Origin of the sequence: Sporosarcina luteola, assembly GCF_023715245.1 — a bacterium.
Taxonomy (GTDB): Bacteria; Bacillota; Bacilli; order Bacillales_A; family Planococcaceae; genus Sporosarcina; species Sporosarcina luteola_C.
In genome coordinates, this window is record NZ_JAMBNV010000002.1 from 482,506 (window position 1) to 497,594 (window position 15,089).

Annotated in this window: 12 protein-coding genes and 1 rRNA gene; 8 read left to right on the top strand and 5 right to left on the bottom strand. The window is 44.6% G+C overall.

Going from position 1 to position 15,089, the window contains the following annotated elements:
• Nucleotides 1–131: 131 nt before the first annotated feature.
• The 5 genes from mnmE to rpmH all read right to left on the bottom strand — a co-directional run bounded on the left by mnmE (nt 132) and on the right by rpmH (nt 4,102).
• Nucleotides 132–1,517, bottom strand: coding sequence for a tRNA uridine-5-carboxymethylaminomethyl(34) synthesis GTPase MnmE (mnmE, locus tag M3152_RS13910; protein WP_251695859.1), 1,386 nt, complete (start codon nt 1,515–1,517; stop codon nt 132–134).
• A gap of 365 nt (nt 1,518–1,882) precedes the next feature.
• On the bottom strand, nt 1,883–2,698 hold the full coding sequence (gene jag / locus M3152_RS13915) for an RNA-binding cell elongation regulator Jag/EloR (protein ID WP_251695860.1): 816 nt from the start codon (nt 2,696–2,698) through the stop codon (nt 1,883–1,885).
• A complete protein-coding gene (gene yidC, locus M3152_RS13920; RefSeq protein ID WP_251695861.1) occupies nt 2,695–3,465 on the bottom strand; it encodes a membrane protein insertase YidC in 771 nt (256 codons plus the stop codon). Before yidC ends, jag begins: the two co-directional genes overlap by 4 nt.
• A gap of 92 nt (nt 3,466–3,557) precedes the next feature.
• Complete coding sequence (gene rnpA / locus M3152_RS13925; protein ID WP_251695863.1) at nt 3,558–3,908, bottom strand: ribonuclease P protein component; 351 nt, start codon at nt 3,906–3,908, stop codon at nt 3,558–3,560.
• 59 nt (nt 3,909–3,967) lie between these two features.
• Nucleotides 3,968–4,102, bottom strand: a complete 135-nt coding sequence (gene rpmH / locus M3152_RS13930) for a 50S ribosomal protein L34 (RefSeq protein WP_147060480.1) — start codon at nt 4,100–4,102, stop codon at nt 3,968–3,970.
• Between the two features lie 515 nt (nt 4,103–4,617).
• Between rpmH and dnaA the strand changes: the two genes are divergently transcribed.
• The 8 genes from dnaA to M3152_RS13970 form a co-directional block, all read left to right on the top strand.
• Complete coding sequence (dnaA, locus tag M3152_RS13935; RefSeq protein WP_251695865.1) at nt 4,618–5,964, top strand: chromosomal replication initiator protein DnaA; 1,347 nt, start codon at nt 4,618–4,620, stop codon at nt 5,962–5,964.
• A gap of 174 nt (nt 5,965–6,138) precedes the next feature.
• Nucleotides 6,139–7,272: a DNA polymerase III subunit beta gene (gene dnaN / locus M3152_RS13940; RefSeq protein ID WP_251695866.1), complete on the top strand. Its 1,134-nt coding sequence runs from the start codon at nt 6,139–6,141 to the stop codon at nt 7,270–7,272.
• Between the two features lie 166 nt (nt 7,273–7,438).
• The gene (gene yaaA, locus M3152_RS13945) at nt 7,439–7,678 is read left to right on the top strand and encodes a S4 domain-containing protein YaaA (RefSeq protein ID WP_251695868.1); all 240 of its coding nucleotides are present in this window, start codon (nt 7,439–7,441) and stop codon (nt 7,676–7,678) included.
• Nucleotides 7,668–8,789, top strand: a complete 1,122-nt coding sequence (gene recF, locus M3152_RS13950) for a DNA replication/repair protein RecF (RefSeq protein ID WP_251695870.1) — start codon at nt 7,668–7,670, stop codon at nt 8,787–8,789. The genes yaaA and recF overlap by 11 nt, the downstream gene beginning before the upstream one ends.
• A 70-nt stretch (nt 8,790–8,859) precedes the next feature.
• Nucleotides 8,860–10,782: a DNA topoisomerase (ATP-hydrolyzing) subunit B gene (gene gyrB, locus M3152_RS13955; RefSeq protein ID WP_251695871.1), complete on the top strand. Its 1,923-nt coding sequence runs from the start codon at nt 8,860–8,862 to the stop codon at nt 10,780–10,782.
• A gap of 106 nt (nt 10,783–10,888) precedes the next feature.
• Nucleotides 10,889–13,426 (top strand): DNA gyrase subunit A, encoded by a 2,538-nt coding sequence (gyrA, locus tag M3152_RS13960; protein WP_251695873.1) that lies wholly within the window; start codon nt 10,889–10,891, stop codon nt 13,424–13,426.
• Nucleotides 13,427–13,546: 120 nt separating this feature from the next.
• Nucleotides 13,547–14,644 carry an HD-GYP domain-containing protein gene (locus tag M3152_RS13965; RefSeq protein WP_251695875.1) on the top strand — a complete coding sequence of 366 codons (1,098 nt, stop codon included), beginning with the start codon at nt 13,547–13,549 and terminating at the stop codon, nt 14,642–14,644.
• 383 nt (nt 14,645–15,027) lie between these two features.
• Nucleotides 15,028–15,089, top strand: a 16S ribosomal RNA gene (locus tag M3152_RS13970); the annotation flags it as partial.

The window sequence follows — 15,089 nt, forward strand, 5'->3', positions numbered from 1 at the left end:
TGAATAATTTATTTACCTATCTAGGCTTCAGGAGGCAGCCCCTCGGTCACTTCAGATTTGATTCTAAGGCAAAAAGCGCCTTAGGTTCAAATCTTCCAGTGCCTGTCGGAGCTAAACGCCTCCCTTCGCTTTTATTTGCCTAAACAAAATTGAGAGAATAGCTGGTTGATGAGGCTGTCTTGGACGGTGTCGCCGACAATTTCGCCCAGGAGCTCCCACGTGCGCGTGACATCGATTTGAATCATGTCGACGGGCACGCCTCCCTCTGCAGCGGACAAAGCATCCTGGATAGATGTATGCGCCTTGTGGAGCAATGCAATATGTCTCGCATTGGACACATACGTCAAATCACCCGCTTCAAGTGTCCCTTCGAAGAAGAGTTTAGCGATGGATTCTTCCAATTCATCAATGCCTTCTTCTTTCAGGATGGATGTAGTGACGATCGCTCCATTGCCGGTCAATTGCCTCACTTGCTGCATATCTATTTTCTGTGGCAGATCGGTTTTGTTAATGACGACAATCATATCCATTCCTTCGGTCGCTTCGAAAAGACGGATATCCTCTTCCGTAAGCTGCTCGGAACTATTGAGGACAAGCAAGATAAGATCCGCTTCCTTCAGAACTTGACGGGATCTTTCAACCCCGATCCGCTCGACGATATCCTCCGTCTCCCGGATGCCGGCCGTATCTACGAGACGCAGCGGCACTCCTCTGACATTTACGTATTCCTCTATGATATCACGGGTCGTCCCTGCAATATCGGTGACAATTGCTTTATTTTCCTGAACGAGGCTGTTCAGCAAGGAGGATTTTCCGACGTTCGGTCTCCCGACAATGACCGTGGATAATCCTTCTCGTAGAATTTTCCCTTGAGATGAAGTACGAAGAAGCTTTTCAATCTCTTCTTTTACCCATGTCCCTTTTTCGATCATAAGTGGAATGGTTACTTCTTCGACGTCATCATACTCCGGGTAATCGATATTCACTTCGACTTGCGCCAATGTTTCAAGAAGCGCCTGCCTCAGCTCGCCAATCAGCTTGGAAAGCTTTCCTTCCATCTGATTTAAGGCAACGTTCATTGCCCGGTCCGTTTTTGCACGGATCAGGTCCATGACTGCTTCCGCCTGCGATAAATCGATGCGGCCATTCAAAAATGCACGCTTGGAAAATTCGCCCGGTTCCGCAAGGCGAGCCCCTTCTTTCAACACAAGGTTGAGGACACGGTTCACCGCCACCACGCCACCGTGGCAGTTTACCTCAACAACGTCTTCACGGGTGAATGTCTTTGGAGCTTTCATGATCGATACCATGACTTCCTCGACAATTTCCTCCGTGGACGGATCTTTCAAATGCCCATAATGAATTGTATGTGATTGTTCATCCGCAAGTTTTTTCCCCGACGGAGAACGGAAAATTCGATCTGCAATGCCGATAGCTTCATCTCCACTAAGCCGGACGATGGCGATAGCCCCTTCCCCCATTGGAGTCGATATGGCGGCTATTGTATCAAAATGCAAACTGTTCACCCTCCTAACTCGGTTACCCACATGTGGATAACCCGTTTTGACTTGACTATCTGACAACATATAATACCACAAATCCTGTCGTTCTCATAGTTATCGGGCTAAAAAAATGTGGATAAGTTATCATACGGGGAGATGTGAAAAGTTTTGCGGGAGTTTGAGGAAGTTATGCTCGTGTTCGATGGCGTTTTGCGCAAGTTTGGGAAGGTTATGCTCGAGTTTGGCCGAGTTATGCGCGAGTTCAGGAGACTTATGCTCATTTCGGGACTTTTATCTCACTGTCATCATTCCCTCTTCTCCTCTCGCAAACAGTATTTCTTAGAATAGAAAAACCCCGTGATCAGTTCACGGGGTTCAGATTAAATGATCGGCTCGATGACGAGATAGCGGTTCGGATCCGTTCCTTCAGAATACGTTTCGATATCCAATCGGTTTGACAATGCGTTATGAATGACTTTCCTTTCATAGGAAGGCATTGGTTCCAGTTGAACTTTTCTTCCATTCCGTACGGCTTGGTCTGCCATCCGCTCTGCAAATTGCTCCAATGATTGTTCGCGTCTTTCACGGTAATCGCCTACGTCTAGACGCACGACTTTAAATTGTTCAGAAGTTTTGTTGGCGACGAGCTGGGCCAACTGCTGTAAAGCGTTCAATGTTTGACCGCGTTTGCCGATCAGGAATGCAGCTTTCTCGCTATCCAATTGGAAGGATAGATATTTCCCATCCATTTCGTGCTTGATGACTAGATCATCGATTCCCATCGCTTTGGCAATTTCGGTAACATATGCTTTCGTTTCATTAATCGCCTGTTCATCCGACATAGCCGGATTCTTATCATCCAACTCGATTGTTTGCATCGCCAGCTCAACAGCCTCAACTACCGTTTCTTCTACATTTGGCGGTAATGAAGGTTGGGCCGGAATTGTAGGTTCAGTCGGCAATATTGGTTCTTCTTGGACTGATTCTCTTTTCTCTGAAGGCTCAACGGCTTTTTGCTTGATCGTTTCCTTTAATGAGACCGTTACTTCGGCGTCCCTTGCTCCGAATCCGAGAAATCCTTTTTTTCCGGCATCCATAATTTCGACTTCAACATCAGTACGCGTAACATTGAGCTCTTGTAGTGCCGCCTCAATAGCAGCCTCCACTGTCGCTCCTTTTCGCGTTATCTTTTTCATTTCCGTTTCCCTCCTACTTTTACAGGTGCCACTTCTTTTTTCTTAAATGGTTTGTAAATGAAGATATTCTGGATAATTGAAATGATATTACCGATAACCCAATAAAGTGCTAATGCTGCCGGCAGGAATGTACCGAAAATCATAATCATGAAAGGCATGATATACATCATTACTTTCATTTGAGGATTATCCATTGCCGGGCCTGTCCGTAAAACGACAAACTGCATGAGTCCAGCGACGATCGCTAGCGTAATGCTCGGAGTTGCAAGTTCGAACCAAAGGAATTTCCCGATTTCTATTTCTGGAGTAGCATTCATCCTGCTGATGGCATGATAAAGTCCAATGACAATTGGCATTTGAATCAATACAGGCAGACATCCGGCGGCAGGATTGATTTTCTGCTCCGTCATCACTTTCTGCATTTCTTCACGGTACTTTTGCTGCGTCACAGCATCCTTCGATTTGTATTTCTCTTTCAATCCGGCGAGAATTGGCTGCATTTGCTGCATCCGCTTCGAATTTTGCGCTTGTTTGATCATTAACGGCAGCAAGACAAGTCGGATAATAATTGTTACTGCAATGATTCCTAGTCCGTATGTGCCTAATAAGTCTTTGAAAGTGACGATCAAGGACACAATCGGCCAAACGATGTATTTATTCCAAAAGCCCTCGCTCGTATCATATATCGGTTGATTGAATTCCGAACACCCGGCAAGGAATACTGACACTACGGTCAGCATAAGTAATAACACGGCTCTTTTCTTCAAGTCGGTTCCCCCAAATCTGCTTCTATGAAATATCGATGATTTCAGTTTATCATGAACATTTAATACGTTCTACTTCTTACTCAATAACGCCTCTATGCTTGTTTCGGTTTGAAGGCTTTGGCGATCCTTAATACATGCTGCAAGCTTTTTTTCGTTTCGTGGAAATCAAGTGCGGCCGCCTGGTGTCTGGCGATGATAACAAAGTCTCTGTCATTTTTCAGTTCTTCTTTCATTTCGAGGAAGGCTTGTCGGATGTATCGTTTAATACGGTTACGCGTCACTGCATTCCCTATTTTCTTGCCTACGGATAAGCCGATTCTGAACTCCAGTTGGTCTTCCTTCCTATAGGAGTATACGACAAATTGCCGATTCGCTACGGACTTGCCTTTTTTAAATACTTTTTGAAAGTCTTCATTCTTTTTGACGCGCATGCGTTTTTTCAAACCCTTCACCTCCATGGATCAACATCTATGTAAAAAAAAAGACCACTGAGTTAGTGGTCTTATGCTGAAAGCACTTTTCTTCCTTTGCGACGACGAGCAGCGAGGATATTACGACCGCTTTTTGAGCTCATTCTTGCACGGAAGCCGTGAACTTTACTACGTTTACGTTTATTTGGTTGGAATGTACGTTTCATTTCAAAGACACCTCCTGCATTGTCCCTTTACAATCTGACAGTCTTGAACAGTATAAAGGGCATAGCCGAAGATGTCAACCGTTTTTTATGCATCCAATTTGAACTCCATACGTATTCAACAAATTTCAACTGCACGTTTCGACATAAAAGGTTATCCACAATTTCAAAAATCGACAGCCGAACAATATGTTCATAGAAATTTTTCCTCGTTTTTTTATGCACAGGTCTTATCTACACCTTTTGCACATACAAAAGGCTGTGGATAAAGTAATTCTCCACAATTGCCGCTACTGTTAGTAACTCATAGAATCCCTTGTAAATCTTATAGTTTCTTGATACAATATAGAGGATTTTGCTGTTAACAATTTAAAAACCTAATTTTTTTATCCACAATTGTTGATAGGTTGTGGATAATTTTTTCAACACTTTCGGATATTTCTTATCCACAGGAGCGGATTCTGTGTATAATACATATTCCTGTGTTTTTTTATTTTCTATGTAAAGGAGGCCCACGAGTGGATCAGCTTGAAAAATTATGGAACAATGTTTTGTCGAAAATTGAAGACAAAATTTCCAGGCCAAGTTTTGAAACCTGGCTCAAATCGACAAAATTAATGTCCTATGGGGAAGAGAATGTAACAATTGCTGTTCCAAATTCGTTTGCTAAGGATTGGCTCGAGAATCATTATGTGCATTTGATTACTGGCATCCTCTCGGAATTGACTGGGGAGGATCGGCTCATTCATTTCGTCGTTCCAAAAGAAATGGAAGAAAACGATTTTCAAGTACCGAAACCCGCGGTAAAACAAGCAGATAGGTCAGCTATTCAATCAGCTTCTGTCATGTTGAACCCAAAATATACATTTGATACATTCGTCATCGGCTCAGGCAACAGGTTTGCCCATGCTGCTTCACTCGCTGTTGCAGAAGCCCCAGCGAAATCATATAACCCTTTGTTCATCTATGGGGGCGTTGGACTCGGGAAGACCCATCTAATGCATGCAATCGGGCATTACATTATGGAACAGGATCCGTCATCGAAAGTCGTTTATTTATCATCGGAAAAATTTACGAATGAATTCATCAATTCGATCATGAATAACAAAGCAGGGGATTTCAGGAACCAGTACAGGAACGTGGATGTGCTTCTAATTGACGATATTCAATTCATCGCAGGAAAAGAACAGACGCAAGAGGAATTTTTCCATACATTCAATACATTGCATGAGGAATCGAAGCAGATCATCATTTCCAGTGACCGTCCACCGAAGGAAATTCCCACGTTGGAAGATCGTCTCAGATCCCGTTTCGAGTGGGGGTTAATAACGGATATCGCACCTCCTGATCTGGAGACGCGGATTGCCATCTTGCGCAAAAAGGCGAAGGCGGATGGACTGCTCGACATTTCGGATGATGTGATGTTATATATCGCAAATCAAATTGATACGAACATCCGTGAATTGGAAGGGGCTTTGATTCGCGTCGTTGCCTATTCATCTCTCGTTAATATGGACATTACAACTGACCTGGCAGCAGAAGCTTTGAAAGATATCATTCCAAATTCCCGTCCACGAACAGTCAGCATATTGGATATCCAAAAAACAGTCGGGGAGCATTACAATATACGGTTGGAAGACTTCACAGCCAAGAAAAGGACGAGAGCGATTGCATTCCCTCGTCAAATTGCCATGTACCTTTCACGCGAACTTACAGACTCATCATTGCCGAAAATCGGATCCGAATTTGGCGGCAGGGATCATTCAACTGTCATCCATGCGCATGAAAAAATCTCAAAGCAGCTGAAAGATGATCAAAATCTACAGCAGGATATTCAGGATATTAAGAGCATCCTTGGTCGTTGATGAGTATCCACATGTGAATAACCTACCGAAAACAGAACAAGCTGTGCACATATTATGCACATGTGAATCGTTTTACAGCATATAGGGTTTAGGGACTTATCAACATTTCCACAGCCCCTATTACTATTACTATCTTTAGTACTTAACTAATAATTATATAAGCGAGGGTGCAAAATGAAATTTGAAATAATGAGAGACTGGTTGCTCGAAGGATTGAATGATGTCATGAAGGCAATCAGTTCAAAAGTGGCAAACCCCATTTTGACCGGCGTGAAAATGGAAGTGAATGAAAAAGGATTGACGATGACAGGAAGTGATTCAGATATTACAATCTGCACTTTCATTCCTGTTGAACAAGACGGAGAGCAAATTATCCGTGTGATTGAATCTGGGTCAATTATTCTTCAAGCAAAAGTCTTCAGTGAAATCGTCCGTAAATTGCCTACAAACGAAATAACGATTGAAGTTGAAAACATGCAAACTCTTATTCAATCAGGAAAATCCGAATTCCATTTGATTGGTTCAAATTCAGATGAATACCCGGTTCTTCCAAATGTAAAAGACGAATATCGCTTCTCTTTGCCTTCAGATTTGATGAAATCGATTATTAAGGAAACTGTCTTTGCTGTATCCCAGCAGGAAACTCGTCCGATCTTGACGGGCGTACATTGGGAAACGGATGATGAGAAGCTCGTATGCGTAGCAACGGACAGCCACCGTCTGGCTAGAAGGGAAATCGTTCCTGAAATGATGCCGGAAAGCCCATTCAGTGTCGTCATTCCTGGCAAAAGCCTTCAGGAGCTGAATAAAATCCTTGAGGACAACTCGGACGTTGTTGAAATTGTTATTGCAGATCAGCAGGTCTTATTCAAATCTAGAAACGTACTGTTTTATTCAAGGCTCTTGGAAGGGAATTACCCGGATACGTCAAGATTGATCCCTTCGGAATATAAAACGACCGTACAAGTGAATGGCCGTAAATTATTACAGGCAATCGATCGGGCTTCGCTTCTTGCCCGTGAAGACCGGAATAATATTGTCCGCTTCGCTGCAGAAGGCGGCAATGCCATCGAAGTTTCATCCAACTCCCCGGAAATTGGAAAGGTTGAAGAATTGATCGAAGCGATTGATGTGAATGGTGAGGATCTTAAGATCTCCTTCAGCGCCAAATATATGATGGATGCATTGAAAGCGATCGAAGGGCAGGACATTGCGATCCATTTCACAGGTGCCATGAGGCCATTCATCTTGAAATCAATGGAAAGCGATGCAATTTTACAATTGATTTTACCTGTCAGGACTTTTTAACAACTAAGAGACTGTCTACTTTTATCAGCAGGCAAAGGAATGCAAAACGTTTTCCTTCGCCTGTTTCTTTTTATTTAGTGCAAGCTCTTTTTCATTTACATTTTTACTTACAGCTGAAAGTTCGGTAAAATAGAGGAACAGACTAACTTATGAAGGACTGAAGCGGATGGAAATCATGAAAATTGATACGGAATTCATTACATTAGGTCAATTGTTAAAAATGTCGAATAGCATAAGCTCGGGCGGTATGGCCAAATGGTATTTGGAGGAAAACACTGTCTACGTAAATGGTGAAGTTGATCGCAGACGAGGCAAAAAGCTATATGACGGGGATATCGTCACACTTCCCGGCGTCGGCAAATTCAAGATATCCACATCCTCAGATGGTCAATCGGATGTACATTGAACGGCTTGCTCTAACGGATTATCGGAATTATGAATCCCTTGAACTATCCTTTTCCCCGCATATCAATGTTCTGATTGGAGAAAATGCGCAAGGCAAGACCAACATCATGGAGGCGATCTACGTATTATCAATGGCGAAATCGCACCGCACTGCAAACGATCGTGAACTTATACGTTGGGAGCAAGAGTATGGTAAAATAGAAGGGGACATAAAGCGGAAATACGGACGTCTTCCGCTTGAATTGACGATATCGAAAAAAGGCAAGAAAGCGCGGGTCAACCATCTGGAACAAAACCGCCTCAGCCTATATATCGGTCAGCTCAATGTTGTCATGTTTGCTCCGGAAGACTTGAATCTTGTAAAGGGAAGTCCACAAGTCCGAAGAAGATTCTTAGACATGGAAATCGGACAAATATCCCCCGTCTATCTACATGACCTGCTGACTTTTCAAAAGGTCTTAAAGCAACGGAATGCAATCCTCAAAGATCATCGCGGAAAATTGGATTTTACGGACGTCATGTTCGATATTTATACAGAACAATATATACAGCTGGCTGTCCAGATCATCCGGAAACGGTTTTATTTCATCGAACTGCTCCAGAAATGGGCGGAACCGATCCATAAAGGGATATCCAGAGGCATCGAGCAGCTAAAAGTGACGTATGGAACATTAAAAGAGTTGGATTCTGGGCAGACTGCTGAGCAGATGGAAGAAATACTTAGTCAAAAATTGCAAGAAGTGAGACGTCGTGAATTAGAACGTGGGATGACTCTGATCGGACCGCATCGTGACGATCTCCATTTTTTTGTGAATGACTACGATATCCAAACATACGGTTCGCAAGGGCAGCAGCGGACAACTGCTCTGTCGCTCAAACTTGCGGAAATAGACCTCGTCAAACAGGAAGTCGGAGAGACCCCGGTTCTTCTTTTGGATGACGTGTTATCCGAGCTCGATGATTACCGCCAGTCCCACTTGCTGAATATCATGCAGGGCCAAGTGCAGACATTTGTCACGACGACGAATATCGCGGGAATCGATCATGAGACGATACGTGATGCCGAGCTATATGAAGTATCTGCTGGCAGGGTCAGCGATAAAGAGAATTAAATCCATTCCTGTCTGAAAAGTAATAGAAGATTAGATCGATGCGTGGAAAGGAAAGGTGAACGGTTTGGCTATGGAAGAAAAAGAATTGCAAATGGCTTATGATGCGAATCAGATACAGGTCCTAGAAGGCTTGGAAGCTGTCCGTAAACGTCCGGGCATGTACATCGGTACAACTAGTTCGCGAGGGCTTCACCATCTTGTATGGGAAATTGTCGACAACAGTATCGATGAAGCGTTGGCGGGCTATTGCGACCATATTGAAGTGACAATTGAAAAGGATAACTGGATTCGCGTCGACGATAATGGGCGCGGCATTCCGGTTGGCACCCAGGAATCGACAGGCAGACCAGCCGTTGAAGTCATTATGACGGTTCTTCACGCCGGAGGTAAATTCGGAGGCGGAGGCTATAAGGTATCAGGCGGTTTGCACGGTGTCGGTGCCTCTGTCGTGAACGCACTTTCCGAAGTGACGGAAGTCTATGTGCGACGGGATGGTAAACTTCACTTTATCCAATTTGAACGAGGCGTTCTTTCGCATGAATTGGAAGTCATCGGTGAAACCGACGAAACTGGAACGCGTACACGATTCAAAGCAGATCCTGAAATATTCACGGAAACGACAGTCTATGAATATGAAATATTGGCACATCGTCTGCGTGAGTTGGCGTATCTGAACAGAGGCTTGCGCATCAGCATCACGGATGAACGCGAGGAGGAAATTCGCACAGATACGTTCTACTACGAAGGCGGCATCAAGTCCTACGTTGAACATTTAAATAAAAACAAAGAACCGATCCATGAGGAACCAATTTTCATAGAAGGTGAGAAAGATGGCATCTCCATCGAAATCGCGATGCAATACAATAGCGGCTATGCGGAGAACCTGTTTTCATTCGCGAATAATATCAATACGTATGAAGGCGGTACGCATGAATCCGGGTTTAAAACCGCATTGACTCGTGTTGTCAACGACTACGCCAGGAAGAACGGAATGCTGAAAGAAGCAGATCCGAACCTTTCAGGCGATGACGTGCGAGAAGGATTGACGGCCATCATTTCAATTAAACACCCAGACCCTCAGTTCGAGGGACAGACGAAAACAAAATTGGGCAACTCCGAAGTAAGCACGATCACGAATACTTTATTCTCTGAAGGGTTCCAACGTTTTCTTCTTGAAAACCCGGTGACTGCACGATTGGTGATCGATAAGAGCCTTATGGCTGCCCGGGCGCGAATTGCTGCAAGGAATGCACGTGAATTGACGCGCCGGAAATCAGCATTGGAAGTATCGAGCCTTCCTGGAAAACTGGCGGACTGCTCTTCACGCAATCCGGCAATCAGTGAATTGTACATCGTTGAAGGAGACTCGGCAGGTGGTTCTGCGAAAAGCGGACGTGACCGTCATTTCCAAGCGATCCTGCCATTACGTGGTAAAATCCTGAATGTTGAAAAGGCCAGATTGGACCGTATTTTAGGAAATGCGGAAATCCGGATGATGATTACAGCACTCGGTACAGGCATCGGGGATGAATTTGATCTTTCGAAGGCGCGTTACCATAAAATCGTCATCATGACGGATGCCGACGTCGACGGAGCACATATCCGGACGTTATTATTGACATTCTTCTTCCGTTTCATGCGGCCGTTGATTGAAGCAGGTTATGTCTATATCGCACAACCGCCGCTTTACCGGGTCAAACAAGGCAAGCATGAAGAATACTGTTACGACGAAGAACAACTCCAAGAAATCATGAACCGGCTTTCTTCCGTTCCGAAACCGGTCATTACACGTTATAAGGGTCTTGGTGAGATGGACGCGACACAGTTATGGGAAACGACGATGGATCCGGATCAGCGTACACTCCTTCAAGTGCAGCTCGAAGATGCATTTGATGCAGATTCAACATTCGAGCAATTAATGGGTGATGAAGTTGAACCGCGCCGCAGATTCATTGAGGAAAATGCGATGTACGTAAAGAATTTGGATACTTGATTTATTCAATAAACGAAAAATGGAACAGGGACCCGCAACAGAAGGGACCTTTTTGAGTTGACAGGCTGTGTGTGAAAAGCGCCTGAGTTGAAAGGAGTTTGACAATATGGCAGATATGCCAAAACGTGGTGTCCAAGGCATTAACATCAGTACGGAAATGAAGACGTCCTTTCTCGACTATGCGATGAGCGTCATCGTCTCCCGGGCATTGCCTGACGTGAGGGATGGGTTGAAGCCCGTCCACCGCCGTATTCTCTATGCGATGCAAGATCTTGGAAACACCGCGGATAAACCACATAAGAAATCAGCCCGTATCGTCGGTGATGTAATCGGTAAGTATCATCCACATGGCGACAGTGCCGTTTATGACACGATGGTCCGGATGGCGCAGGATTTCAACTATCGCTATATGCTCGTCGATGGCCATGGGAATTTTGGTTCCGTTGATGGCGATGCGGCAGCGGCGATGCGTTATACGGAATCTAGAATGTCCCGGATCGCAATGGAACTGCTTCGAGACATCAATAAAGATACAATCGATTACCAAGATAACTATGACGGCCAAGAAAAAGAACCGATTGTTCTGCCGAGCCGTTTTCCGAATTTGCTTGTCAACGGAACATCGGGCATAGCGGTCGGTATGGCTACGAACATCCCTCCCCATCATTTGGGAGAAACGATTGACGGAGTGCTTGCGATGGCAGACAATCCGGCAATCACTACTGAGGAATTGATGGATATCATTCCGGGACCGGATTTTCCGACCGGCGGTATCATTCTCGGTAGAAGCGGTATTCGCAGAGCATATGAAACCGGGCGCGGTTCGATTATCATCAGGGGTAAAGTTGAAATCGAGACGCACTCGAACGGCAAAGAGACAATCATCGTGACAGAACTTCCTTACCAGGTGAACAAGGCACGGCTTATTGAAAAAATTGCCGAGCTCGTCCGTGACAAACGGATTGAAGGCATCACACATTTGGCGGATGAATCCGACCGGACAGGTATGCGTATTGTCATCGACGTCCGTAGGGATGCAAATGTTCATGTGTTGCTGAATAACCTTTATAAGCATACGGCGCTTCAATCGAGCTTCGGGATTAATATGCTTGCGCTTGTAGATGGACAGCCGAAAATCTTAGCACTGAAAGAAATCCTTTATCATTATTTGGAACATCAGAAAGTGGTCATCCGGAGACGTACTCAATACGAGTTGAGGAAAGCTGAAGACCGCGCGCATATTTTGGAAGGTCTGCGGATTGCGCTTGATCATATCGATGAAATCATCGCGTTGATCCGCGGTTCGAAAACGACCGATGAAGCGAAAACAGGTCTGATGGAACGTTTCAATTTGTCCGAACGTCAATCTCAGGCAATCCTTGACATGCGTCTCCAACGTTTGACAGGACTGGAACGGGATAAAATCGAGAATGAATACCAAGAGCTCTTAACCTTGATTTCCGAGTTGCGCGCCATTCTTGCAGACGAGGAAAAAGTCATTGAGATCATCCGGGAAGAGCTGCTTGAAGTGAAGCAGCGTTTCGCCGATGACCGCAGGACCGAGATTGGCAGTGGCGGTGCTGAGATGCTCGAGGATGAGGATCTCATCCCTGTCGAGAACTCCGTATTGACGTTGACGCATAATGGCTATATCAAACGGCTTCCTGCCAATACGTACCGGAGCCAGCGTCGCGGAGGCCGCGGCATCCAAGGAATGGGAACGAATGATGATGACTTTGTCGAGCATTTATTGAACACTTCAACACATGACACAATCCTGTTCTTTACTAGCCGTGGAAGGGTATTCCGTAAAAAGGGATATGAAGTGCCGGAATTCAGCAGGACGGCGAAAGGATTGCCGATCATCAATCTGTTGGATGTCGACAAGGATGAAAAAGTCACGGCCATGATTCCTGTGGACAAATTCGAGGAGGATAAATATCTCTTCTTCGCTACGAGAGCCGGCGTGGTCAAGCGTACATCTGTAGCCGACTTTGCCAATATCCGCTCTAACGGCCTTATCGCTCTAACATTGCGGGGTGATGATGAACTGATCGGTGTGAAAATGACAACCGGTGATCAGAACATCGCAATCGGTACACGTGATGGCATGCTTATTAAATTCGACGAGCGTGATATCCGATCGATGGGACGTGTCGCAAGTGGTGTGCGCGGCATTCGTCTACGAGAAGGAGATATCGCTGTCGGCATGGATACTGTTTCAGAGGGCGATGAAATCCTGGTTGTAACCGAAAAGGGCTTCGGTAAACGGACTCCTGAAGACGAATACCGCATCCAGTCCCGTGGCGGATATGGGTTGAAGACGTTGAATGTGACTGATCGGAACGGACAGCTCGTTGCGATGAAGACAGTCGACGGATCGGAAGACCTCATGTTGATCACGATCCATGGCATACTGATCCGCATGGATATTGAAGACATTTCCTCAATCGGCCGCAGTACGCAAGGTGTCCGCCTGATCCGTCTTGGAGAAGATGAGCTTGTCGCGACAGTTGCAAAAGTCGAAAAGGAAGAAGAACATGAAGAGTTTGATGAAACCGACGAAACCGACGATAGTAACACGGACGTAGAGATGGAAGGATCCATCGAAGCGGACCATATAGAAGAAATAGAAGAAGAATAATGTTAAAAAGTTATTGAGCCGGCTGAATGCTGCTCAATAACTTTTTTTCTATCGTCTATTTTGAATATTTGCAGTATGATAGTCCTTAAGAGACGATTGGAAAGTGGTGACAACTTAGACATGGAAGTATATAAGACAATCAGTGAACTGCGAACAGGAATAGTACTTAAAGAAGATGTGTATAGTAAAACGAAGTTTCCGATAATACGAAAAGACACGGAACTAACACAGGAACATGTTGAAGTATTACAGGCTTTCGGAGTGCAACGCGTGAAAGTGGAAGAACGGGTCGCCCAGAAAGACATTCCTGAGTCGGAGAAAAGTTCTTCCATGAATGCTGGGGACATTCTTGAAAATATTCCGTTGAGCATGTATCAACTACGCAAAGAATATAACGAAGCGGTCCGTAATTATAAAAAGGAATTCAGCAATTGGCGTGCCGGTCAACATCCCGATGTCCCAAAAGTCCGTGGATTCATCATTCCATTGATCGAGAAATTCATTAAGCAGAAGCAAATGCTTACGATGTTGAACGATTTTTCCAATCCGGAAGAATACATTTATCATCATTCGGTCGCTGTCGGGATTCTCGCAGCAGCTATCAGCAATCAAATGGGATATGAAAAGGGAGATGCGCTGCAATTAGGATTGGCGGGTGCATTGGCGGATTGCGGTATGGCTAAAATTGCGCCTTCCATATTGGAAAAAACCGCGTTCCTTACGAAAGAAGAGTACAACGAAGTGAAAAAGCATACGTTGTTCAGTGTGAAGATGATACAGGATACGCCTTTACTTAGGCAGGATATGAAACTGGCAATCCTTAAGCATCATGAGCGGCTCGATGGAAGTGGCTATCCACGCGGAGAGAAAATGGATACCATTTCGGCATTCTCCCAAATCCTTGCTGTTGCTGACGTATTTCATGCCATGACATCTGAAAGATTATATAGAGTAAAACATTCCCCATACAAAGTGATTGAAATGATCAAAGAGGAAGAGTTCGGCAAATTCGATATTAGAGTCGTAGAAGCACTTCATAGACTTGTCGGGAATCTATCCATTGGTACAAGAGTGAAGCTGACGGATGGCGAAGTCGGCGAAATCATGTTCATTCATCGTGATACTCCATTAAGACCAATGGTAAAAAAAGAATCGGATGGGATTCTCATTGATTTAGCGACACATAGAAGCATTGCGATTTCGAAGATCATAGATTGAATGGAATAAAGCCGCGACTGTAAAGATACATCGTGGCTTTAGTAGATGGAGAAGGACAAAAAAAGATTACAAAAGGGGTTGCAATTGAAAAGGACGGGTGGTATAGTTGATAACGTTGCCTTTCCGGTAAGTGAATAACTGCTTTGAAAACAACTTAAATCTTTTTTAGAAAAGTTGTTGACATCGGGAATGTAAACGTGGTATTATATAAGAGTTGCTTCTAACCGAGCGACGCACAATGAACCTTGAAAACTGAACAGCAAAACGTCAACAAATAAAGTTCTGGAGCCGACCTCGTCGGTGAAAAGAACAAACGAGTCTTCGGATTCAAATTGACATCTTAATTGATGCCAGCAAGAAACTCGAGCTACTCGAATTTCTCTATTATGGAGAGTTTGATCCTGGCTCAGGACGAACGCTGGCGGCGTGCCTAATACATGCAAGT